Annotated in this window: 18 protein-coding genes, 2 tRNA genes and 4 rRNA genes; 3 read left to right on the top strand and 21 right to left on the bottom strand. The window is 58.8% G+C overall.

Going from position 1 to position 23,538, the window contains the following annotated elements; genetic code table 11:
- Nucleotides 1-3: 3 nt before the first annotated feature.
- Together CTR2_RS02555 and CTR2_RS02550 are read right to left on the bottom strand one after the other, a co-directional pair.
- A complete protein-coding gene (locus CTR2_RS02555; RefSeq protein ID WP_087085202.1) occupies nucleotides 4-729 on the bottom strand; it encodes an HAD family hydrolase in 726 nt (241 codons plus the stop codon).
- Nucleotides 730-830: 101 nt separating this feature from the next.
- Nucleotides 831-1,877: a hypothetical protein gene (locus tag CTR2_RS02550; RefSeq protein WP_254913463.1), complete on the bottom strand. Its 1,047-nt coding sequence runs from the start codon at nucleotides 1,875-1,877 to the stop codon at nucleotides 831-833.
- 168 nt (nucleotides 1,878-2,045) lie between these two features.
- On the opposite strand from CTR2_RS02550, the gene CTR2_RS02545 reads away from it, so the two are divergent.
- Nucleotides 2,046-2,741, top strand: a complete 696-nt coding sequence (locus tag CTR2_RS02545; protein ID WP_087085204.1) for a response regulator transcription factor — start codon at nucleotides 2,046-2,048, stop codon at nucleotides 2,739-2,741.
- Here CTR2_RS02545 and CTR2_RS02540 read toward each other — a convergent pair.
- Both CTR2_RS02540 and CTR2_RS02535 read right to left on the bottom strand, forming a co-directional pair.
- Entirely contained in the window at nucleotides 2,738-4,567 is a 1,830-nt protein-coding gene (locus CTR2_RS02540) for a hybrid sensor histidine kinase/response regulator (protein ID WP_087085205.1), read from the bottom strand. The two genes, CTR2_RS02545 and CTR2_RS02540, sit on opposite strands and share 4 nt — an antisense overlap.
- A complete protein-coding gene (locus CTR2_RS02535; RefSeq protein WP_176391748.1) occupies nucleotides 4,551-4,964 on the bottom strand; it encodes a YchJ family protein in 414 nt (137 codons plus the stop codon). The genes CTR2_RS02540 and CTR2_RS02535 overlap by 17 nt, the downstream gene beginning before the upstream one ends.
- 130 nt (nucleotides 4,965-5,094) lie before the next feature.
- Between CTR2_RS02535 and CTR2_RS02530 the strand changes: the two genes are divergently transcribed.
- Nucleotides 5,095-5,586 (top strand): DUF421 domain-containing protein, encoded by a 492-nt coding sequence (locus tag CTR2_RS02530; protein ID WP_087085207.1) that lies wholly within the window; start codon nucleotides 5,095-5,097, stop codon nucleotides 5,584-5,586.
- A 24-nt stretch (nucleotides 5,587-5,610) separates the two neighbouring features.
- Here the strand turns inward: CTR2_RS02530 and CTR2_RS02525 are convergent, their stop codons facing one another.
- The 11 genes from CTR2_RS02525 to CTR2_RS02475 form a co-directional block, all read right to left on the bottom strand.
- A complete protein-coding gene (locus tag CTR2_RS02525; RefSeq protein ID WP_087085272.1) occupies nucleotides 5,611-6,402 on the bottom strand; it encodes an alpha/beta fold hydrolase in 792 nt (263 codons plus the stop codon).
- Between the two features lie 161 nt (nucleotides 6,403-6,563).
- The gene (locus tag CTR2_RS02520) at nucleotides 6,564-7,694 is read right to left on the bottom strand and encodes an acyl-CoA dehydrogenase family protein (protein WP_087085208.1); all 1,131 of its coding nucleotides are present in this window, start codon (nucleotides 7,692-7,694) and stop codon (nucleotides 6,564-6,566) included.
- A 45-nt stretch (nucleotides 7,695-7,739) separates the two neighbouring features.
- Nucleotides 7,740-8,411, bottom strand: coding sequence for an SDR family oxidoreductase (locus CTR2_RS02515; protein WP_087085209.1), 672 nt, complete (start codon nucleotides 8,409-8,411; stop codon nucleotides 7,740-7,742).
- Between the two features lie 77 nt (nucleotides 8,412-8,488).
- Complete coding sequence (locus tag CTR2_RS02510; protein ID WP_087085210.1) at nucleotides 8,489-9,118, bottom strand: MSMEG_1061 family FMN-dependent PPOX-type flavoprotein; 630 nt, start codon at nucleotides 9,116-9,118, stop codon at nucleotides 8,489-8,491.
- A complete protein-coding gene (locus CTR2_RS02505) occupies nucleotides 9,115-10,227 on the bottom strand; it encodes a hypothetical protein (RefSeq protein WP_087085211.1) in 1,113 nt (370 codons plus the stop codon). Before CTR2_RS02505 ends, CTR2_RS02510 begins: the two co-directional genes overlap by 4 nt.
- Nucleotides 10,228-10,334: 107 nt before the next feature.
- On the bottom strand, nucleotides 10,335-11,519 hold the full coding sequence (locus CTR2_RS02500) for an acetyl-CoA C-acyltransferase (protein WP_087085212.1): 1,185 nt from the start codon (nucleotides 11,517-11,519) through the stop codon (nucleotides 10,335-10,337).
- Nucleotides 11,520-11,560: 41 nt separating this feature from the next.
- Nucleotides 11,561-13,408 carry a bifunctional isocitrate dehydrogenase kinase/phosphatase gene (gene aceK / locus CTR2_RS02495; protein ID WP_087085213.1) on the bottom strand — a complete coding sequence of 616 codons (1,848 nt, stop codon included), beginning with the start codon at nucleotides 13,406-13,408 and terminating at the stop codon, nucleotides 11,561-11,563.
- A 103-nt stretch (nucleotides 13,409-13,511) separates the two neighbouring features.
- Nucleotides 13,512-14,174, bottom strand: a complete 663-nt coding sequence (can, locus tag CTR2_RS02490; protein ID WP_003059108.1) for a carbonate dehydratase — start codon at nucleotides 14,172-14,174, stop codon at nucleotides 13,512-13,514.
- A 50-nt stretch (nucleotides 14,175-14,224) separates the two neighbouring features.
- Nucleotides 14,225-15,412, bottom strand: a complete 1,188-nt coding sequence (locus tag CTR2_RS02485; RefSeq protein ID WP_087085214.1) for an isovaleryl-CoA dehydrogenase — start codon at nucleotides 15,410-15,412, stop codon at nucleotides 14,225-14,227.
- A gap of 39 nt (nucleotides 15,413-15,451) precedes the next feature.
- Nucleotides 15,452-15,910 (bottom strand): PaaI family thioesterase, encoded by a 459-nt coding sequence (locus CTR2_RS02480; protein WP_087085215.1) that lies wholly within the window; start codon nucleotides 15,908-15,910, stop codon nucleotides 15,452-15,454.
- A gap of 48 nt (nucleotides 15,911-15,958) precedes the next feature.
- The gene (locus tag CTR2_RS02475) at nucleotides 15,959-16,360 is read right to left on the bottom strand and encodes a MerR family transcriptional regulator (protein WP_003061601.1); all 402 of its coding nucleotides are present in this window, start codon (nucleotides 16,358-16,360) and stop codon (nucleotides 15,959-15,961) included.
- 121 nt (nucleotides 16,361-16,481) lie between these two features.
- Here CTR2_RS02475 and CTR2_RS02470 point away from each other — a divergent pair, with 121 nt between their 5' ends.
- A complete protein-coding gene (locus tag CTR2_RS02470; RefSeq protein ID WP_087085216.1) occupies nucleotides 16,482-17,564 on the top strand; it encodes an MBL fold metallo-hydrolase in 1,083 nt (360 codons plus the stop codon).
- A gap of 147 nt (nucleotides 17,565-17,711) precedes the next feature.
- Here the strand turns inward: CTR2_RS02470 and rrf (CTR2_RS02465) are convergent.
- From rrf (CTR2_RS02465) to rrf (CTR2_RS02440), 6 genes are all read right to left on the bottom strand, one after another.
- A 5S ribosomal RNA gene (gene rrf / locus CTR2_RS02465) occupies nucleotides 17,712-17,824 on the bottom strand.
- A 166-nt stretch (nucleotides 17,825-17,990) separates the two neighbouring features.
- Nucleotides 17,991-20,868 (bottom strand): 23S ribosomal RNA (locus tag CTR2_RS02460).
- A 371-nt stretch (nucleotides 20,869-21,239) separates the two neighbouring features.
- Nucleotides 21,240-21,315: transfer RNA gene (locus tag CTR2_RS02455), tRNA-Ala, on the bottom strand.
- A 28-nt stretch (nucleotides 21,316-21,343) separates the two neighbouring features.
- Nucleotides 21,344-21,420, bottom strand: a tRNA-Ile gene (locus tag CTR2_RS02450).
- 93 nt (nucleotides 21,421-21,513) lie between these two features.
- Nucleotides 21,514-23,046: ribosomal RNA gene (locus CTR2_RS02445) — 16S ribosomal RNA — on the bottom strand.
- 352 nt (nucleotides 23,047-23,398) lie between these two features.
- Nucleotides 23,399-23,511, bottom strand: a 5S ribosomal RNA gene (gene rrf / locus CTR2_RS02440).
- The 16S, 23S and 5S rRNA genes sit together here with 2 tRNA genes alongside, the layout of an rRNA operon.
- Nucleotides 23,512-23,538: the final 27 nt, after the last annotated feature.

Here is a 23,538-nt window from a genome sequence, read left to right as displayed (position 1 = left end):
GCTTTACCGCAGGTCGTGCTCGTCGTCTTCGCCGGCCGAGGCGCTGGCGGCACTCCTGCGCACGGCTTCGAACATGGCAGGCAGATCGCCCATATCACCGAACACGCAGGCGGCGCCAGCCTCGAGCAACTGCTCTGCCGAGGCATGGCCCTGATCGGCAGGGAAATAGCCCCAGACGGTGGCACCGGCGGCCACGCCGGCCTGAACCCCGGTCATGGTGTCCTCGATCACCAGGCACTTGGCAGGATCGGCCTTCAGCGCTTCGGCCGCTGCCAGATACACATCGGGAAAGGGCTTGCTGCGCGGCATTTCATGACCGCTGTAGACATGGCCTTCGAAGTAAGGCGCCATGCCTACCTTGGCGAGCTGCATCTCCACCTTGGCACGGTCCGCACCGGAAGCGCAGGCAATGCGCCCGTTGCACAGCGCATGAATCTGCCTGACTGCTTCCTGCGCGCCATCGATGGCCACCAGCTCGGCACGCAGGGCGGCATTGCGACGCTCGTAGAACTCGGCCATCCAGGCGTCGGTCAGAGGCTTGCCGGTATGGGCCTCGATCACGGCCGCCTGACTGCGCACCGTCTTGCCGATGAAGTCACGCGTGCACTGCTCCTGGCTGATGGCCCAGCCGGATTCGTTGAGCATGGTGCACAGCACGCGATTGGTGATGGATTCGCTGTCCACCAGCACACCATCACAGTCGAAAAGCACAGCGTCAAAAGCAGTCATGGAAGCATTACCAGAGCATCGTCGGATGCAAAAAAGGCGCCCAACGGCGCCTAGTATCAAGAAACAGAGGGCGTGATTATGCGCTCACGCCCTTTTCGAGTTCAGGGGAAGGTCACTCCGGCCAGCGGATTGATCATCCACACGCTGTTCTTGGCGTAGATGGTGCTGGTCTTGCCGTCGGCAGTCATGATGCCGCTGAAGTAGAAGAATCCATTGGCCGCATTGGCATTCATATTGTTCAGCTGGGTCGTGAGCGAGTCACTGCTTGCCGAGGCCTCGACCAGATACTCGATGGCGCCATTCTGTGCCGAGCTTTTCTCGAAGACATCCACATAGTTCATGTTCAGCGGGTCGCCGCCCAGCTCCTGCGTGCCACGGATGAACCAGCCATCCGCCCCCTTCTGGGCCAGGCGTGCTCTCATCGCTGCAGCATCGGCGGCCGAGGATGCGCTGCCGAGCTTGTCGACCTGATAGGTATAGGTGACGCTGTCATTGCGCTTGGCATACAGGCTGAACAGCTCGCTGTTGATGATCTGAGGCCCCAGATAGCGATAGCCTTCGGCCCCTTGTCCATTGAGCTCCGTGGCAAAGGCTTCGGCGGTCGTGGCGACCGGCGTCACCGCTCTGTAGCTGAACTGGTCGCTGCGGCTGTTGTCCTTGACATAGACGCTGCGGATGTCGCCGACATCGCTGAACACCGCATCGGACTTGTACATATAGCCGCTGCTGCCCTGTTGGTTCAGCTGGGCCAGAAAGGCGATGCGCGATGGCTGCGCCGCAGGATTGACATAGCTGAACTTGCGCCCTGCATGCGCGGTATCCGTGAGATAGAAATCGCCGATCTCCGTACTGGTCGGACTGATCGAGCCTGCCAGGGAGCTGAACAGCGCATAGCCATCGGCCCCCATGCTGTTGGCGGCATCGAGCATCTGCGCATGGCTGGTGGCCGTCTGGCCGCCCATCTTGTAGGTTCCCGTGACGGCCTGATTGCCGGTGCCGCCACCGTTGCCGCCTCCCGTATTGCCTCCGCCGCCTTCGGAGCCACCTCCTCCGCCGATGCTTCCGCTGCTGCCGCCATCTCCACCGCCGCCACAGGCGGCCAGGGTGGAAATCAGCAGCAAGGCTGCAGTTCTACGGGTGATTTGCATAAGAGATGGCACGGGCTTGCTCCTCGGTCTTGATGTTGGTTGAAAATGTCCATATCCCGACACTGAGATAACAAGCAGCGTCGTCTTACAGACATTGTCAGAAGGCTTGCGAGCAGACCACTCCCTACCGAGGAGGGGTCTTTGTTACCAAGCCCCAAAGGAACGCTCATGCCCGATCTACTGCAAATCCTGAGCACCACTCAACTGAGCGCACAGCCCTATGCGCTGGTGGTGGATGATCACCCGCTGGTCGCGGAAGGCGCAGCCCATGTGCTGATGACCAGCGCCGGCGTGCAGCGGGTGCGCTGTGCGGCACACGGCAATGAGGCTCTGGCCATGATTGCTGCGCTGGGCGAACCCGTTATCACCGTGATGGACTTCTGGCTAGAGGACGGCGCATCACTGGAATTTGTGCACAGCATCCTGGCCTTGGCTCCTGGCACACGCATTCTGGTGACCAGCGGCGACAAGCACCCGGCCATCGCCAGCAAGGCCGCAGCCGCAGGGGTTCATGGCTTTGTGCACAAAAGCAGCCCGTCTCAGGAATTTCAGGCAGCAGTGCAAGCCCTGCTGAGCGGCCGCACCTGGTTTGAGGCCCTGCCGCCCATCCCCACCTCCCCTCCGGCGCCAACTGCAGGCAGCATCTTGCATATGAGCGCCAGAGAGCTCGGCATCACTGCCCGCCAGGCGCAGGTGCTGAGCCTGTTGCTGCAGGGCAAGCCCAATCGCGCCATTGCGCAGGCACTGAACCTGTCCGAATACACGGTCAAGGAGCATGTCACCGCCCTGCTGCAGCGCCTGGGCGCCAGCAATCGCGTGGCCCTGATCACGCGCATGCGAGGCATCGAGATCGACTTGGACTAAGGCTGACGGATCGTCATACAGCGCGCCAGCACCGCATGCAGCTGGTCGGGCTGCAGCGGGGTCGCCAGGGCGAGATAACCCTGATCCTGGACCTGCTCCAGCATCTCCTCATCACCGCTCATCAAAGCACCGCTGGCTTGCGGATGCTGGTCCAGCAGCTGCATCAAACACTCAAGCCCGCTTGCACCATCCTTCAATCGCTCGTCGCACAGTACAAAGTCTGGCCACAACCCATCGGCCAGCAATTGCTGCGCCTCAACCAAGCTGCGCGCTCTTTGCACCTGCACACCCCAGCTCTGCAAAATCTGTACCAGCACCGGGGCCAGCTGCGCATCGTTTTCCACGACCAGACAGTGCCCCTGCAAGGGGGCAAACCACTGCGGCCCAGTCGATATCGGCGGCGCCGGCAGCACAGACGAGGTCTGCCACTGCTCGGCATCCTGCGGCCAGCGCAGCCAGAAACATGAACCTTTTCCCGGCAGCGACTGAACCCCGCATTCCACACCCAGCCGCTGCGCCGCCAGCGCCACCACAGACAAGCCCAGGCCACGCCCGCGCAATGGCGCCGGCACGCCATCCCTGGCATCGCGCTGCTGGCGCACAGGGCTGCGATAGTGACGCATGAAGACCTGTGCGCATTCCTGCTCGCTCATGCCGCAGCCGCTGTCCCACACCTGCAAAAGCCAGCGCCCCTGCCTGTGCCTCAGCGCCAGCAGCACCCCGCCCTGGTCGGTGTAGCGCAGCGCGTTTTGCAGCAGATTGAAAACCATCTGCCGCAACAGCACCGCATCCGTGCACAGTGCCGGCATATGAGCTGGCTGTCTCACGCGCAGACGCAGACCGCGCTGCGCTGCCTCGCGCGCGAACAGGCGCCGAGCCTCGTCCAGCACCGCACTCATGGAGACCGCCTGCCATTGCGGTGCGAAGCTGTCGCCCTCAAGTCGCGACAGATCCATCAGGTCATTGAACATGGAGCCCAGATCGCGCGTGCAGGCCTGCATTTCCTGCAGCAGTTGTGCCAGCTCGTCATCCTGATTGCGCTGGTGGGCGGCTTGCAGCATCAGGCCCATGGCATGCAGGGGTTGTCGCAGATCATGGCTGGCGGCGGAAATGAACCAGTTCTTCTCGGCCAGCGCATTCTCGGCCTGCTCCTTGGCCTCGCGATAACGCTCCGCCAGTGCCTGACGCTCCAGCTCGTGCGCCATCTGCTGCTGCACGAAACGCCGCGCGCCCCAGGCGTGGCGTGCAAGTATGGCGCCGTACAGCAGCAGCAGCGGCAACAGATAAGGGCCTTTTTTCGGAAAGTAATGCAGCGTGCACAGCAGCATGGGCAAGTAGATACCCGCCATGAAGGCGGCAAATACCTGCAGTACGGGCGCCAGAAAGGTGGCAGCCGATGCCATCACGCCCAGCAGTACCAGATAGATCAGCAGGCGCAGCTCACTATGGCTCTCGCCCCAGGTAAAGGCCAGCACGCTGACCCAAAGCAAGCCGTTGATCAGTGCGGCCAGCGCCAGCTGCCGCTGCCAGGTCGTCAATGCTGCCAGCAGTCGCGAAGGCTCCCAATCGCGCGCCGACCGCCACTGACGATGCAGGCTGCGGCGGAACAGCAGAAAGCCCAGCGCCATGACGATCATCAGCCCCCACCACCAGGCCAGCCCCGCGCTGACGGCCGGGCTGTTGCGGGTACTGACCCACAGCAGCAGGGCCGGAATCAGCAATGCGGCGATTTCGGAGGAGCCACGCGAAGCCAGGGACTGCAACAGGCGCAACCTGGCCTGCAGCCGGGTCAACTGCGCCGAATCGACTTCAGAATTGGTCGCCATCGACGTAGAACCAGCGCCCACCCTCGAGCACAAAGCGGCTGCGCTCATGCAGGCGCACGGCACGACCCGCCAGACGATAGCGGGCGACGAATTCGACCTCCGCAGAGGCATCGCCGGTTGACTGAAACTGCTTCACATCCAGCCCCAGCCATTTGGTGGTGGCATCGAAATCGAGCTGCGACGGGCGCTGGCTGGCATGCCAGGTGGCTTGCAAATATTCCTGGTTCTCCGACACGAAGGCCGTATAGCGCGAGCGCATCAGCGCCTCGGCATCGGGAGCGGGCCGTGCATCCCAGTGATCGATGTAGCGGCCGCAGCAATCGGCATAGGCCAGCGGCCGCCCCTTGGCATTCTTGCGTCCACAGGGACAGTCCCGCTTTTTCTCGGCTTCTTTCACAACTTTGGCAGTCTTGATTGGCAATGCTGCATTGTCGACCAAGTCGAACAACGAGCAAGCCGGCTTGCGCAGTCGGTCGCCTCAGAGCACAGTAGCGGCAGTCCAAAGCTCTCTGCTAAAAGGTTTGCCTATGTTCTCCATGGCGGTTCCCTGGTGGGAGTTCGTGATTCGCGGTGTTGGCGTCTACCTGTTTCTGCTGGTGTTTCTGCGCCTGACCGGCAGGCGCCAGACCGGCCAGTACGCACCTTTCGACCTGGTGCTGCTGCTGATTCTTTCCAATGCAGTACAGAACTCCATGAATGCGGGCGACAACTCACTGATCGGCGGCCTGATCAGTGCCGGCACGCTGCTGGCCTGCCATGCGCTGCTCTCCCGCCTGAGTTACCGCTTTGCGAGGCTTCGCAGGCTGGTGAACGGCAAACCCAAGGTTCTGATTCACCAGGGCATTGTGCAACCCAGTCTGATGACGCAAGAGCAGATCACTGCCGAAGACCTGGCGGCAGCCCTGCGCTCCAATGGCTGCCTCAACGCGCATGAGGTGGAGCGAGCCACGATCGAGACCAACGGCCAGATCACCGTGGTACTGCGCAAGCGCAGCATGGCTGAGCTGGGGGAGGCCTGAGAGCCTCAGAACGTGTTTAGGTTCTCAGTGCAGGCCGTCCAGAAACTGCCTGATGGCCGCATTCACGGGTTCCGGATGCGTGAGATTGGCGGCATGGCCTGCGCCGGCCACATCCACCCACTGGGCCTGGGGCAAGCCCTTGAACATGGCCCGCGCACGCTCCACACCGATGGCCGCATCCTTGTCGCCATGAATCACCAGCGCAGGCACCTTGATTTCGGCCAGGCGCGGGCTGATGTCATCGCGCAGCGCCAGCGTCGCAAAGCTCTGCCCCAGGTTGATCGGCGAGGCCTGCTTCCATTTGGCGCGCCACTGCGCAGCTCCGGGCCAGCCCTGGCCCAGAATCGTGTGCTCCACGATGGTGGCCATGTCATCCGACAGCCCATGCTCCATCCAGGCCTTGAGCAGCGCCTCATGGTGCGGCATCTGTTCGGGATCCTCCAGCATGGCCTGGGTATCGATCAGCACCAGCGCGCCCACGACATCCGGATGAATCAGCGCGCAGCGCAGCGACAGATAGCCGCCTTGCGACATGCCCGCCAGCACCGCTTTTTCCACACCCAGATATTTGAGCAAGGCCGCCAGATCGTCGGCCGAGTCATAGTAGCTGAACGCTTCGCAATGCTCGGGATCTGCGGTCTGCCCGTGACCGCGCTCATCCCAGCTGATGCAGCGATACTGCCCCTGCAAAGCCTGTATCTGCGGCTCGAACATGGTGTGATCCATGAGCAGGCCATGCGAGAACACAATGGCCGGACCACGCCCTCCCGTGTCCTCGTAGTAGATATTCTGACCATTGACCTGGGCAAAAGGCATGCCGGACTCCTGCTGCAAATGGTTGAAACCCCTGGGTGAACTCCCCACACTGAGCACATCCTAAGCAGGCCTTGTGACATCGGCAACCGGCCCGTCCCCTGATGTGCCACAGCCTCATGCACAGCAGTTGACAGCGGCGGGCTTTTGCCACCTGACTCAGATCAGGCCAGCGCCCGCTGGATCAAGATCTTCTGCACATCGCTGGTGCCTTCGTAGATCTGGCATACGCGCACATCGCGATAGATGCGCTCCACGGGAAAGTCGCTCACCACGCCATAGCCGCCCAGGGTCTGGATGGCGGCGCTGCATACGCGCTCGGCCATTTCGCTGGCAAAGAGCTTGGCCATGGCTGCTTCCTTGAGGCAGGGAAGACCCGCATCACGCAGGCTGGCAGCATGCCAGATCAGTTGCCGGGCCGCTTCGATCTGCGTCGCGCATTCGGCAAGCCTGAAGCCCACGGCCTGATGGTTGAAGATGGGCTGGCCAAAGCTCTCGCGTTCCTTGCTGTATTGCAGCGCGCATTCAAAGGCCGCACGCGCCATGCCCACGCTTTGTGCGGCAATGCCGATACGCCCGCCTTCGAGGGCAGAAAGTGCAATCTTGTAGCCTTCGCCCTCGGCCCCGATCAGGTTCGCGGCGGGAATGCGGCAGTTCTCGAAATTGATCTGCGCCGTATCGCTGCTGTGCTGGCCCAGCTTGTCTTCGAGACGTGCCACCTGGTAGCCAGGATTGCCGGTGGGCACGATGAAGGCACTCATGCCCTTCTTGCCCGCCACCTTATCGGTGACGGCAATGACGATGGCCACATCGCCATTCTTGCCGCTGGTGATGAACTGCTTGACGCCGTTGATCACATACTCGTCGCCATCGCGCACGGCCGTGGTACGCAGCGCCGAGGCATCGCTGCCCACATGGGGCTCGGTCAGGCAGAAGGCACCCAGCATCTGGCCCTGCGCCAGCGGACGCAGCCATTGTTCCTGCTGGCCGGCATTGCCGTACTTCATGAGGATGGCATTGACAGGGCAATTGGTCACGCTGATGACGGTGCTGGTGCCGCCATCGCCAGCGGCGATTTCCTCGAGCACCAGCGCCAGACTCACATAGTCCAGGCCCGCACCGCCGAGTTCCTCGGGCACGCAGATGCCATAGGCACCGAGCGCGGCCAGCCCCTGGTGCACGTCCTTGGGGAACTCGTGCTCCTTGTCCCAGCGCGCGGCATGGGGTGTGATCTGCTCGCGCACAAAATCGCGCAAAGCGTCGCGGATCATTTCCTGGTCCTGATTCAGCAGCATGTTGTCTCCGATATTTATAGCTATATGCCCTTTGTTCAGCCTGGGCTAGGCGTCTAGAAGCTTGACGTATCTGCCGTCGTGGCGCAGCAGCTGACCACGGTCTTCGGGCTTGACCTGCGCCAGGGCCTGCATCAGCCCCTGCACGCTTTGAGCCACCGACAGCGGGGCCGCAGTGCCGCCCATCTCGGTCTGCACCCAACCCGGGTCCAGCGCCAGCAGCGTCAGGCCCGGCCATTGGCGGCAGGCCGAGACCACGGCCATATTGAGCGCAGCCTTGCTGACGCGGTACAGCCAGGCGCTCTCGTCCGCATCGCCCAGCAGGGACATGCCGCTGGAAAAGGCGCCGATCACGCCGCCAGCCTCCTGCACCATAGGCGCAATCTGCGGCAGAGCCTGCATAAAGCCCAGCACATTGCTGTGCATCACCAGATCGAACTGCTGCTGGGTAGGCGGCACGCCTGCGTCATGACCGTCCCAGACACCGGCCACGTACAGCGCGATATCGATGCTGGCCCCGTCGAGCTGCCAAGCCAGGCCGCTGACGCTGGCAGGATCTGCCAGATCGACCTGCAGCACCCGGGCGCCGCGTGCCTGCAGCGCGACCATGTCTTCAGCCTTGCGCACGGTGGCAATCACCTGGTGGCCCTGTGCCAGATAGGCCTCGGCCAGGGCTCGGCCCAGGCCGCGCGATGCGCCCATGATGAGTATCAAAGCCATAGCTGCTTGCGCCTATGAATGTTGGGTTTCAAAACGTTTTCCATCGAAAATCCTTTCATGACAAGCGCTGTCAGCTATCAACTTTTCTTGACCTGCTCGGCGGCAATCATGGCGCCATAGCGGGCCACCATGCTTTCCTGCGATTCAGGCTGGACAGTCAGCCCCATTTGGGCATGGATGATCTGATTGAGCGTGGGCATGACGTTGCGCGCCACCCTGGCTTCCTCGCTCCACAGGCGCGAGCGCATCAGCGCCTTGGCACAGTGCAGATAGGCTTCCTGCACATGGACTTCGATCACCAGCTTGGGGCGGAAATGATCGCTGGCAAACAAGGCCGTGTAATGCGCCTCGTCACGCAGCTGGGCCGTGCCGTTGACGCGCAGGGTTTCGTCAAAGCCCGGCACAAAGAACAGCAAACCCAGGCGCGGGTCGTCGAGCAGATTGCTCAGGCTGTCCAGCCGGTTGTTGCCGCCCGCATCGGGAATGAGCAAGGTATTGGCGTCTGGTGCCTTGACGAAGCCAGGCTTGCCGCCTCGTGGCGAAGCATCGAGCAAGGTGCCGCCCGCACCGCCGGTGGCCATGACCAGAAACGGTGACAGCGCGATAAAGCGCAGGCAGTGCCGATCCAGCTCCCACTGCTGTTTGAGCAACGCCCGCTCGGCAGGAGGGTCGTACAACTGCAGCAGTTGTTCGCGCGAAGTGATCATGAAGCCAGGACCTCCTCGGGACGGTCGTTGCGATGGATGGCGGCATACAGTGACAGGAATTCGTTCCAGGACGGATCGAAGCTCACGCTGAGCTCGCCTTCCAGCTCGGGCACATGCTGCCTGCCCAGCTGTGCGGCCAGCTGCACCGCATGGGCCGGATCTTCCACATAGTAGGTGGCCACGCGGGCACTCATGTTTTCCACGCGCGAGAAGGCAAGAATGCCGCGCTGCTCACGGCTGAGCTGCTCGTCCAGCGCATCCTGGGCGTCACGCACGCCGTCCAGCTCCTGTTGGCTGGAGAAGCTGAAGCGCCATTCCATGAAATGCGACAGATCGGCACGCGTGGCCACGGCATTGGCACCGTCGTGGAAGGTCAGGATGTCGGGCGGTGCATCCTCGTCGGCATCCTGTGCACGCACTTCGAGCGAGAGCCAGCGGTCGCTGTCCTCCTGGGGGAATTCATAGCTGCGGCCCAGTTGCTGGCGGATGAAGCCATCGAACAGCGGCGGAAACTCCGACAGCAGAGCGGAGCCGTAGACATCGGCCGCAGCCTCGTCGACGAACTCCACCGGACCCACGCGTACGGAAAAATCCCACTCGCCCAGCACATGATCCAGCATGATGAAAGCCATGTGCTGCGCATGCTCGGTCATATCCCGGGCAATCGGTTTTTCGAACGAGAGCTTGAGGCCGATGATGCCTCCCGCATCGTAATAACCCACCCGGATATCGGAGCAGGCCAGCTCGAAGCCGTCCATGCGCATGCCGAAGTTGCTGCCCAACGCGCGGCTGCGAAACGCCTGCACGCTGTAATGCTCGAAACGCGGCGCCTGGCGTACCAGTGCCTGGGCATTCTCGAACTGCGCCGTGTTGCCATGGGCCGAGATCACCAGCCGGGAACCGGCCTCCCCGAGCTTGCCTTCCAGCTCCAGACTCAGGCCCGGTGCATATTGGTGCAGCAACTCATTGGAGCTTTCCACAAACTCCTGGCGATCGAGCTCCTCCAGCTGGCTCAGCTGGTTGGAAAAATCGCCCCAGAAAGCATCAATCTGCTGCGGCTCCAGCGGCTTGATGGTCTCGCTCTCGTCGTGGTGAATGTCTGCGCTCATGAATGATTTCCGCAATGTGAGCTGCACACATTCAGCGCGAATGCGTGCAATCCGTTGAACATGCGTTCACTGTAGAGCAAACCGGTGACGGTTCTGAGCAAATGGCGTCAGATCAGCTCAATTGCCATGGCCGTGGCCTCACCGCCACCGATGCACAGCGTAGCCAGGCCCTTCTTCTTGCCGCGTGTCTTGAGCGCGTGCAGCAGGGTGACCAGAATGCGCGCGCCGCTGGCGCCGATCGGGTGTCCGAGAGCGCAGGCGCCGCCATTCACGTTGACCTTGTCATGCGAGACCTTGAGATCGGCCATCAGCGCCATGGGCACCACGGCGAAGGCTTCGTTGATTTCCCACAGGTCCACATCCTCCACGGCCCAGCCGGCCTTCTTCAGCGCCTTTTCGGTGGCGCCCACGGGTGCAGTGGTAAACCACTCGGGGGCCTGTGCAAAGGTCGCGTGCGAGACGATGCGCGCCAGCGGCTTGCAGCCCAGCTGCTTGGCCGTGGACTCGCGCATCAGCACCATGGCGGCGGCGCCGTCGTTGATGCTGGAGCTGGAAGCGGCAGTGATGGTGCCATCCTTCTTGAACGCAGGCTTGAGGCTGGAGATCTTGTCCAGCTTGGCCTTGGCCGGGCCTTCGTCCACGCTGACGGTCACGTCGCCCTTGCGGGTCTTGACGGTGACGGGCGTGATTTCGGCGTCAAAAGCACCGTTTTGCGCGGCGGCCTGGGCGCGCTGCACGCTGGCAATGGCAAACGCATCCTGCGCTTCACGCGTGAACTGGTATTTGGCAGCACAGTCCTCACCGAAGGTGCCCATGGAGCGGCCTGCTTCATAGGCGTCCTCCAGACCGTCGAGCATCATGTGGTCGAAGATCTTGTCGTGCCCCATGCGGTAGCCGCCACGCCCCTTCTTGAGCAGGTAGGGCGCATTGGTCATGCTCTCCATGCCGCCGGCAATCATCACCTCGCGGCTGCCGGCGATGAGCTGGTCGTGCGCCAGGATGGTGGCTTCCATGCCGGCGCCGCACATCTTGGACAGGGTCACGGCACCCGTGCTTTGCGGCAGGCCGCCCTTGAAGCCGGCCTGGCGAGCTGGAGCCTGGCCCTGGCCCGCCATCAGGCAGTTGCCGAACAGCACCTCCTCCACCAGCTCGGGCCGGATGCCGGCGCGCTCGACTGCCGCCTTGATGGCTGCGCCACCCAGGTCATGGGCGGCCAGATCGGAAAAATCGCCCTGGAACGCGCCCATGGGAGTGCGGGCAGCGCTGACGATGACAACGGGATCCTGATGCATGGTTTGTCTCCTTGAAAAATGGATGGATGTGATCTGCCTCTTCAAGCGAGGCTATTGGCGGGAATCTCGAAACGCTGCGTGTCCAGGCCTGCGTCGCCAGCATGCAGAAAGCGGCTGCGCTCGTAGGGGAACACGTCCAGAAAATGACCGTCACGGATACGGCTCTGGTGGCCGCGCCAGAACTCGGCCTCCAGCAGATCGGCGTGATGGCGCATGAAGATGTCGCGCACGGCCGGGTGGCCCAGCAGAAAAGGCCCGAAGGTCTCGGGGAAGACATCCCTGGGGCCGACCGAGTACCAGATGTCGCCCGACATCTCCTCTTCCTCGGTGCGCGGCTGCGGCACCTCGCGGAAGTTGCAATCGGTCAGGTATTCGATCTCGTCATAGTCGTAGAACACCACCTTGCCGCCACGCGTGACGCCAAAGTTCTTCCACAGCATGTCGCCGGGAAAGATATTGGTGGCGACCAGATCCTTGATGGCATTGCCGTACTCGAGAATCGCCCTCTCCATGGCGGCACGGCGCTCCGGCTTGGTATCTGCCTCGGCCAGGCACTCCATCAGGAACAGGTTCAGCGGCACCAGACGGCGCTCGATGTAGAGATGGCTGATGATGACTTCCATCTGCCCGTCGCCATCACGGTCACTGATCTCGATCTGCTCGGGAGCCTGGGCGTGCAGCTCGGCCAGCAGCTCATCGCTGAAACGCTCCTTGGGAAAGGCCACCAGGCTGTATTCCATGGTGTCGGCCATGCGGCCGCCGCGGTCATGCTTCTTGACCAGCTGGTACTTGGCCTTGACCTGGGGACGCGACACATCCTTGCTACTGGCGATACGGTCCTTGATGAGCTTGAACACATAGGGAAAGCTCGGCAGGTCGAACACCAGCATGACCAGGCCCTTGATGCCGGGCGCAATGCGCAGCTGATCGCTGGAATGGCGCAGATGATGCAGAAAATCGCGGTAGAACAGCGTCTTGCCCTGCTTGGCCAGACCCAGGGCGTTATAGATTTCCGCCTTGGGCTTGCGCGGCATGAGGCTGCGCAGAAAGCTCACATAGGCGCTCGGCACTTCCATGTCCACCATGAAGTAGGCGCGCGCAAAGCTGAACAACGCATGCAGGTCGTCCTCACCGAACAGGGCCGCATGCAGTATCAGCTGCTCCTTTTCTCCATGCAGGATGGGAATCGCCAGCGGCAGCTCGGTATAGCCGGTGATGATCTTGCCGACCAGGTACGCCCCCTTGTTGCGATAGAACAGGCTGGACAGCACCTGAAGCTGGAAGTTGGCCCTGAGCGTCAGGCCCGCCAGCCTCTCGCGTATGCGCTCGGCCAGCAGATGCACGTCGCGCTGCAGGTCTTCGAAGCGGCATTGCAGCTGCAGCTGCTCGAACAGGCTCTGCAGCGTGCCTTCGATCTGGGCGAGGTTGCCGGGGTAATAGGCACGGTAGATGGGCACAGCCCCCGGCGCAGTGTTTTCCAGATACTCGGTGCTGACGGCCGCACGCACGAAGATGAAGTCGTTCTGGAAATGGGTGCGATGCAGAATCTTGGTGGTGACCGAGTTGAAGAAGGTCTCGGCCAGCTCGGGCTGCAGATGATCGACCATCAGGCCGATGTAATGAAGCTTGACCTGCTGCCAGACAGCCATGCTCTGCAGGCTGGCGGCAAACTCCTCTTCCAGCCTCTGGATGCAGGCACGCACCTGCCGATCGTAGAACTCTATGCGTTCACGCTGGGCCTGCTGCTGGCCCGGCCAGTCCAGGGTCTCGAAGCGTTGCTTGGCTCGGGCAGCTTCCGCACTGAACATGCGGTAATGCTGGTTGTAGCCGTGCATCAGGGCCTGCGCAATGGCATAGGCCTCGGGGGCGTCCAGTCGTTGCGGAAACATGGCGGGCCAGTCGCTCCAGATAAGTGAGCAGCACTCTCAAGCGGAACAAGCGACACAGGCCTTGAGTCCGCTTGAGGGCACTGCAACTGCGCAGCGGCAGCGATCAGTCGCGCTTGCGCGCAGCGACCTTCTCGACAGCCTTGTTGTAGACATCCTCCAGGCCGCCCACACCAGGCACGGTCATTTCGAGGTTGGTGATGTGGCCGTTGTTGAGGCTGTAGCACCAGCCGTGCAGCGTCACCTTCTGGCCGCGGGCCCAGGCATCCTGCATCACGGTGGACTGGGCCACGTTGACCACCTGCTCGATGGCGTTGAGCTCGCACAGCACATCGTGGCGGAACTGGGTGGAGATGCCTTCCAGCAGCTTGATGTGCTTGTCGCGCACGTCGCGCACATGGCGGGTCCAGTTGTCCACCAGACCCAGACGCAGATTGTTCAACGCCGCATACACACCGCCGCAGCCATAGTGGCCCACAACCATCAGGTGCTCGATCTTCAGATGATCGACCGAGTACTGGATGGTGGACAGGCAGTTCAGATCGCTGGGCACGACCACGTTGGCCACGTTGCGGTGCACGAACACCTCGCCAGGCTCCAGACCCGTGATCTGGTTGGCTGGCACGCGGCTGTCCGAGCAGCCGATCCACATGTATTTGGGTTTTTGCTGCGCCATCAGTCCGGTAAAGAAACCAGGACGATCACGCTCCATCTGGTCTGCCCATTCGCGGTTGTGGACAAACAGTTCTTCGATGGAGGTCGTTGTCATGAAGCTATCCTTCTTTTTGTGGTTGAAAGAACGGCGCAGCTCCTGCTTTTTCAGCAGGTTTCAGCAAACAGCTCGCGGCCTATGAGCATGCGGCGAATTTCGCTGGTGCCAGCGCCAATCTCATAGAGTTTCGCATCTCGCCACAGACGACCAAGCGGATACTCGTTGATATACCCATTACCGCCATAGATTTGCACGCCCTCGCCGGCCATCCAGGTGGCCTTCTCGGCGCACCACAGGATGACGCTGGCGCAGTCCTTGCGAACCTGACGCACATGATCGGTTCCCAGAAGATCCAGGTTTTTAGCGACCGTATAGGCAAAAGAACGGCCTGCTTGCAGCACGGTGTACATGTCTGCCACCTTGCCCTGAATCAGCTGGAACTCGCCGATGCTCTGGCCAAACTGCTTGCGGTCGTGGATATAGGGGACGACATTGTCCATGACGGACTGCATGATGCCCAGCGGGCCGCCGGTCAGGACGGCGCGTTCATAGTCCAGGCCGCTCATCAATACCTTGGCGCCCATGTTCAGGCCGCCAAGAATGTTTTCAGCCGGCACTTCCACATCCTGGAACACCAGCTCGCCCGTGTGGCTGCCTCGCATGCCCAGCTTGTCGAGCTTTTGCGCGATCGAGAAGCCCTTCATGCCCTTCTCGATCAGAAAGGCCGTCACGCCACGAGCGCCCATCTCCGGCTCGGTCTTGGCATAGACAACCAAGGTGTCGGCATCGGGCCCGTTGGTGATCCACATCTTGCTGCCGTTGAGCAGGTAGTAGCCGCCCTTGTCCTCGGCCTTGAGCTTCATGCTGATGACGTCAGAGCCGGCACCGGGCTCGCTCATGGCCAGCGCGCCCACATGCTCCCCAGTGATGAGCTTTGGCAGGTATTTGGCCTTCTGCGCCTCGCTGCCGTTGCGATTGATCTGGTTCACGCACAGATTGCTGTGCGCGCCATAGGACAGGCCCACCGAGGCACTGGCGCGCGAGATTTCCTCCATGGCCACCATATGCGCCAGATAGCCCATATCGGCGCCGCCATACTGCTCGGGTACGGTGATGCCGAGCACGCCCAGCTCGCCGAACTTGCGCCACACGTCCATGGGGAACTGGTCGGTGCGATCAATCTCGGCCGCACGCGGAGCAATCTCGCTCTGAGCGAATTCACGCACCGCATCACGCAGCGCATCGATGTCTTCACCGAGCTGGAAGTTCAGTCCGGGCAGATTGGCAAGGCTCATGGTTGTCTCCTGTAGATATGGGTCTGACGAATCGTCTTGTCAGTGTTGTATGCCTTCACGGTTCTGCACACACATCAGAGTGCAGCCCATTGTGGCAATCAGTTTCTCTTTTCCCTGGTCAATGGCAAATGCCTTGCCTTCGGATACGGTGATGGTGCGTCCGGGCTTGATGACCCGGCCTTCCATGCGAAAGCGCTGGCCTTTGGCCGGGGCCAGCAGATTGATCTTGAATTCGATGGTGAGCACGGCCGCATCGGCCGGCATCAGCGTCAGGCCCGCGTAACCGCAGGCCGAGTCCAGTGCGGTGGATACCATGCCGGCGTGCAGAAAGCCATGCTGCTGTGTCAGGCCCGCAGCCCAGTCCAGGCAGATATCCACAGCGCCAGGCTCCACCAGGGTCAGCTCTGCACCAATCGTGGCCATGGCGCCTTGCTTCGCAAAGCTCTGCTTCACCCGATGAACAAAATCCAGAGACTCGGTGGCACCTGCAACAGACATGGCAACTCTCCCGCAAAGCTTTGCAATTGACGTTTACGTAAACGTCAATTATGCGCCATTTTTGCTCTCGCTCCTTTTCAATAGCGTGCGAGCCTCTTTTTCCTGCTCTCGCACCTCATCCAGAGTCACCTGCAGATCGGCCATCTGCGCCTCGAGCTGCTTGCGGTGGATAGCCAGCACATCGAGAAACTTGCGCAGCTGCACGCCTGTATCACGCGGGCTGTCATACATGTCAATGATTTCCTTGGCCTCCGACAGCGACAGTCCCAGGCGCTTGGCCCGCAGCGTCAGGCGCAGACGTGCGCGGTCTCTCGATGAATACACGCGATTGCGACCGCCTGCGCCGGAGCGCTCCGGCTGCAGCAAACCCATGTCCTCATAAAAACGGATGGCCCGGGTCGTGAGGTCGAACTCTTTGGCAAGATCACTGATGGTGTAAATGGTCGACATGATTCTGTGGGGTTGTAAGTCTTGCATCGCACAGGCGACTGCCAGAGGCGGCTTGATCTTTAAAATGCTTTGACAAAACTGACGTTTACGTTAACGTCAATGCTAAACGAAATACCGCCCCATGACCTCAAGCCAAGAATCCGCTCTTCATTACCCGCTCGGCGACACCTTGCCCGGTCCTGCCCAGACTCTGGAAGTCGCACCCGGCGTCAAGTGGATCCGCATGACCTTGCCGTTTGCCCTCGATCACATCAACCTCTGGCTGCTGCGTGATCGCCAGACCGATCTGCATGGCCAAGTATGCGAGGGCTGGACAGTCATCGACTGCTGCGTCAATCGCACCGAGGCCCGCGAGCAATGGGAACAGATTTTTGCCTCTGCGCTTGAAGACCTGCCTGTTCTGCGTGTCATCGTCACCCATATGCACCCCGACCATATCGGTTTGGCCGGCTGGCTCTGCCATCAATGGAATGCGCCCTTGTGGATCAGTGCCACCGATTACAACGTCGCCCGCGTCGCCATGAAGGACAGAGACGGCTTCGGCGGCGAATCCGGTGCGGACTTCTACAGCCTGCACGGACAAAGAGATGAGGAATTTCTGCTCCATGTGCGCGGCCGTGGCAGCTACTACTCTTCCCTGGTGGCCCCCATCCCCGACATCTATCACCGCATCATGGATGGCGACCAGATCGACATCAACGGCCGCACATGGCAATGCATTGCCGGCTATGGTCACGCGCCAGAGCACATGGCGCTGTACTGCGCCGAGCTCGAGACACTGATCAGCGGCGACATGGTCCTGCCCCGGATTTCCGCCAATGTCAGCGTGCATTCTTCCGAGCCCGAAGCCAACCCGCTGCAGCTGTTTCTCACATCGCTGAAGCGCTACTTCGCGCTCCCACAGAATACCTATGTTCTGCCCTCGCATGGCAAACCATTCACGGGATTGCATGTCCGTGTCCAGCAACTGCTGGACCATCATCAGGAACGTCTGGACGACATCATGCAGGCCTCCCTGCTACAGGGGCTGAGCGCTGCCGACATCCTTCCCATCCTCTTCAAACGCCAACTGGACACCCACCAGATGACTTTCGCCATGGGCGAGGCTCTGGCCCATCTGCACTACCTCTGGTACAGCCGACAACTGACGCGGCGCCTGGATGAAAGCGGCATCCTGCGCTTCTACGCCCTCACGCACAAATAAAAAGAGAGCGCCTAGCGCTCTCTTTTTATGGGTTTCCGGTATTTTTACAGCGGTAATGCTTTGACAACCTGCGGCAAGCGCTCCTTATTTCGAAGCGCCCAATAAAAAACCCCGTAATCTTTCGACTACGGGGTTTTCACTGTAAGAGCCTGACGATGACCTACTTTCACACGGGAACCCGCACTATCATCGGCGCAAAGTCGTTTCACTGTCCTGTTCGGGATGGGAAGGAGTGGTACCAACTTGCTATGGTCATCAGGCATAAACTTTTTGTCAGATTGACGGCGCCTCGATTAACTTCTTAATCTCGCTCACCTTCAGTCCAACGAATTCATAGAGTCTTCATCAGCTTTTCGATTGCGCCTTTTCGGCATAACTAGAACTTGCGTTCTGTCTTTTCATTTTTCCAGGCTTACCCAAAGTTATAGGGTCAAGCCGCACGGGCAATTAGTACTGGTTAGCTTAACGCATTACTGCGCTTCCACACCCAGCCTATCAACGTCGTGGTCTACAACGACCCTTCAGGGGGCTCAAGGCCCCGGCAGATCTCATCTTGAAACGAGTTTCCCGCTTAGATGCTTTCAGCGGTTATCTCTTCCACACTTAGCTACCCTGCGATGCCACTGGCGTGACAACAGGTACACCAGAGGTGTGTCCACTCCGGTCCTCTCGTACTAGGAGCAGGCTTCCTCAAATCTGCAGCGCCCACGGAAGATAGGGACCAAACTGTCTCACGACGTTTTAAACCCAGCTCACGTACCTCTTTAAATGGCGAACAGCCATACCCTTGGGACCGACTACAGCCCCAGGATGAGATGAGCCGACATCGAGGTGCCAAACACCGCCGTCGATATGAACTCTTGGGCGGTATCAGCCTGTTATCCCCAGAGTACCTTTTATCCGTTGAGCGATGGCCCTTCCATACAGAACCACCGGATCACTATGTCCTGCTTTCGCATCTGCTCGACTTGTCAGTCTCGCAGTTAAGCACGCTTATGCCATTGCACTATCGTCACGATGTCCGACCGTAACTAGCGTACCTTCGAACTCCTCCGTTACGCTTTGGGAGGAGACCGCCCCAGTCAAACTGCCTACCATGCACTGTCCCCGATCCAGATAATGGATCCAGGTTAGAACCTCAAACGCACCAGGGTGGTATTTCAACGTCGGCTCCATGCGATCTAGCGACCGCACTTCAAAGCCTCCCACCTATCCTACACAGATCCGTTCAAAGTCCAATACAAAGCTACAGTAAAGGTTCATGGGGTCTTTCCGTCTTTCCGCGGGGAGATTGCATCATCACAAACATTTCAACTTCGCTGAGTCTCAGGAGGAGACAGTGTGGCCATCGTTACGCCATTCGTGCAGGTCGGAACTTACCCGACAAGGAATTTCGCTACCTTAGGACCGTTATAGTTACGGCCGCCGTTTACTGGGACTTCAATCAAGAGCTTGCACCCCATCATTTAATCTTCCAGCACCGGGCAGGCGTCACACCCTATACGTCCACTTTCGTGTTTGCAGAGTGCTGTGTTTTTATTAAACAGTCGCAGCCACCAATTTTTTGCAACCCCTTTGAGCTCCGTTTGTACAACTTCACTTACTTGGGGTACACCTTCTCCCGAAGTTACGGTGTCAATTTGCCGAGTTCCTTCTCCTGAGTTCTCTCAAGCGCCTTAGAATACTCATCTCGCGCACCAGTGTCGGTTTGCGGTACGGTCGTCAATAGCTGAAGCTTAGTGGCTTTTCCTGGAAGCAGGGTATCACTCACTTCGTCTGCAAGCAGACTCGTTATCACCCCTCATCTAAGCCTGGCGGATTTGCCTACCAGGCACGACTACAGGCTTGAACCAACATATCCAACAGTTGGCTGAGCTAACCTTCTCCGTCCCCACATCGCACTATTGATCGGTACAGGAATATTGACCTGTTTCCCATCAGCTACGCATCTCTGCCTCGCCTTAGGGGCCGACTCACCCTACGCCGATGAACGTTGCGTAGGAAACCTTGCGCTTACGGCGAGGGGGCTTTTCACCCCCTTTAACGCTACTCATGTCAGCATTCGCACTTCTGATACCTCCAGCATCCGTTACCAGACACCTTCACAGGCTTACAGAACGCTCTCCTACCACTTGCAATAAATTGCAAATCCGCAGCTTCGGTAACTGGCTTAGCCCCGTTACATCTTCCGCGCAGGACGACTCGATCAGTGAGCTATTACGCTTTCTTTAAATGATGGCTGCTTCTAAGCCAACATCCTGACTGTTTTAGCCTTCCCACTTCGTTTCCCACTTAGCCCGTTTTAGGGACCTTAGCTGGCGGTCTGGGTTGTTTCCCTCTTGAGTCCGGACGTTAGCACCCGGTGCTCTGTCTCCCAAGCTGTACTCGTCGGTATTCGGAGTTTGCATAGGTTTGGTAAGTCGCCATGACCCCCTAGCCTAAACAGTGCTCTACCCCCGACGGTAATACTTGAGGCACTACCTAAATAGTTTTCGGAGAGAACCAGCTATTTCCAAGTTTGTTTAGCCTTTCACCCCTATCCACAGCTCATCCCCTAATTTTGCAACATTAGTGGGTTCGGACCTCCAGTACCTGTTACGGCACCTTCATCCTGGCCATGGATAGATCACTTGGTTTCGGGTCTACACCCAGCGACTAGTCGCCCTATTCGGACTCGATTTCTCTTCGCCTCCCCTATTCGGTTAAGCTTGCCACTGAATGTAAGTCGCTGACCCATTATACAAAAGGTACGCCGTCACCCCTAAGGGCTCCGACTTTTTGTAAGCATACGGTTTCAGGATCTATTTCACTCCCCTCCCGGGGTTCTTTTCGCCTTTCCCTCACGGTACTGGTTCACTATCGGTCGATGATGAGTATTTAGCCTTGGAGGATGGTCCCCCCATATTCAGACAGGGTTTCTCGTGCCCCGCCCTACTTGTCTGCAGCCTAGTACCACCGATCGGTTTTCACATACGGGACTATCACCCACTATGGTCGGCCTTTCCATGCCGTTTTGTTAACTGATCGACTATCACTGCAAGGCTCTTCCGAATTCGCTCGCCACTACTATCGGAATCTCGGTTGATGTCTTTTCCTCTGGGTACTTAGATGTTTCAGTTCTCCAGGTTCGCTTCGTGCACCTATGTATTCAGTGCACGATACCTCTTGCGAGGTGGGTTCCCCCATTCAGAAATCTCCGGATCAAAGCTTATTTGCCAGCTCCCCGAAGCTTATCGCAGGCTATCACGTCTTTCGTCGCCTATCATCGCCAAGGCATCCACCATATGCTCTTAGTCACTTGACCCTATAACTTTGGACTCTCTTAGCGAGAATCAAAGCCTGGTGTTCAAAGACTGGTGAGGTCTTGCACCTCACGCGTTATGCCGTAATGTGAATATCTTTGGCTGCATCTTTCAATGCAGCTTAGAGAATATTCGTCATTACTAGATAAATTTGCATTCGCAAAATATCTGTTTTGACGCAATCAAAATGTTGCTGGCGGCACGGTGCACAAACCTTGGTTTGCGCTTTCCACCAGCAACGCTGATTTCGACTCTATGAATTTTTAAAGAACAGCCAATTGATCGACGTTTCGATCAATACAAAAGCAGTCTTTGCAAGACTGCTTTTGTATTGGGAAGCCTTCGATTATAGCACCATTAGCGCTATCATTTTTGGTGGAGGATGACGGGATCGAACCGACGACCCCCTGCTTGCAAAGCAGGTGCTCTCCCAGCTGAGCTAATCCCCCGGGATCCTCTGACCAGATATTGGAATCTTGGTGGGTCTAGTTGGGCTCGAACCAACGACCCCTGCGTTATCAACACAGTGCTCTAACCAGCTGAGCTACAGACCCATTCCATGCAACCCGCTGTTACTCAGCAGGCCACCTGGCTTGTTCCAACAACCGATAAGTGTGGACGTTCAATTTGAAGCAGCATTTTTCCAGAAAGGAGGTGATCCAGCCGCACCTTCCGATACGGCTACCTTGTTACGACTTCACCCCAGTCACGAACCCCGCCGTGGTAAGCGCCCTCCTTACGGTTAGGCTACCTACTTCTGGCGAGACCCGCTCCCATGGTGTGACGGGCGGTGTGTACAAGACCCGGGAACGTATTCACCGTGACATTCTGATCCACGATTACTAGCGATTCCGACTTCACGCAGTCGAGTTGCAGACTGCGATCCGGACTACGACTGGCTTTATGGGATTAGCTCCCCCTCGCGGGTTGGCAACCCTTTGTACCAGCCATTGTATGACGTGTGTAGCCCCACCTATAAGGGCCATGAGGACTTGACGTCATCCCCACCTTCCTCCGGTTTGTCACCGGCAGTCCCATTAGAGTGCTCAACTGAATGTAGCAACTAATGGCAAGGGTTGCGCTCGTTGCGGGACTTAACCCAACATCTCACGACACGAGCTGACGACAGCCATGCAGCACCTGTGTGCAGGTTCTCTTTCGAGCACCAAACCATCTCTGGTAAGTTCCTGCCATGTCAAAGGTGGGTAAGGTTTTTCGCGTTGCATCGAATTAAACCACATCATCCACCGCTTGTGCGGGTCCCCGTCAATTCCTTTGAGTTTCAACCTTGCGGCCGTACTCCCCAGGCGGTCAACTTCACGCGTTAGCTTCGTTACTGAGTCAGTTAAGACCCAACAACCAGTTGACATCGTTTAGGGCGTGGACTACCAGGGTATCTAATCCTGTTTGCTCCCCACGCTTTCGTGCATGAGCGTCAGTGCAGGCCCAGGGGATTGCCTTCGCCATCGGTGTTCCTCCGCATATCTACGCATTTCACTGCTACACGCGGAATTCCATCCCCCTCTGCCGCACTCTAGCCTTGCAGTCACAATGGCAGTTCCCAGGTTGAGCCCGGGGATTTCACCACTGTCTTACAAAACCGCCTGCGCACGCTTTACGCCCAGTAATTCCGATTAACGCTTGCACCCTACGTATTACCGCGGCTGCTGGCACGTAGTTAGCCGGTGCTTATTCTTACGGTACCGTCATGACCCGGGGATATTAGCCCCAGGCTTTTCGTTCCGTACAAAAGCAGTTTACAACCCGAGGGCCTTCATCCTGCACGCGGCATTGCTGGATCAGGCTTTCGCCCATTGTCCAAAATTCCCCACTGCTGCCTCCCGTAGGAGTCTGGGCCGTGTCTCAGTCCCAGTGTGGCTGGTCGTCCTCTCAGACCAGCTACAGATCGCAGGCTTGGTAAGCCTTTACCCCACCAACTACCTAATCTGCCATCAGCCGCTCTAGTAGCACAAGGCCCGAAGGTCCCCTGCTTTCATCCGTAGATCTCATGCGGTATTAGCTACTCTTTCGAGTAGTTATCCCCCACTACTAGGCACGTTCCGATGTATTACTCACCCGTTCGCCACTCGTCAGCATCCGAAGACCTGTTACCGTTCGACTTGCATGTGTAAAGCATGCCGCCAGCGTTCAATCTGAGCCAGGATCAAACTCTATAGTTCGATCTTGAATTTAAAGTCTTTCGACTGCTCACTCACTTGACGGAATCAAGAAGAATAAATTCTTCCTCATTACTGTTTTTGTGAGCGTTTGATAACTCCGAAGAGTTTTGTTCCGAAGAACTGGCTGCTTGCCCTCAAACGCCCACGCTTATCGGCTGTATTTTTTTAAGGAACCGAGTGCAAAATCAGAAATCCTGATCTTGAATCTCGTTGCTTGCTGCGATCAGCGAAGCCTTCTATTGTAGCACTGTTTTCACAGCACTTTTAAAACGTTTTTGCGTTTTCTTCTCACCCCTCAGCACAAGGAGGGAGAAGAAAACGCCTGGCGTGAGCCAGGCGTTTTGGCGTAAGAGCCTGACGATGACCTACTTTCACACGGGAACCCGCACTATCATCGGCGCAAAGTCGTTTCACTGTCCTGTTCGGGATGGGAAGGAGTGGTACCAACTTGCTATGGTCATCAGGCATAAACTTTTTGTCAGATTGACGGCG

The organism is Comamonas thiooxydans (assembly GCF_002157685.2).
GTDB classification, from domain to species: Bacteria; Pseudomonadota; Gammaproteobacteria; order Burkholderiales; family Burkholderiaceae_C; genus Comamonas; species Comamonas testosteroni_H.
The sequence above is the reverse complement of the archived record's forward strand: the minus strand, read 5'-3'. Positions and strand labels throughout refer to the sequence as shown.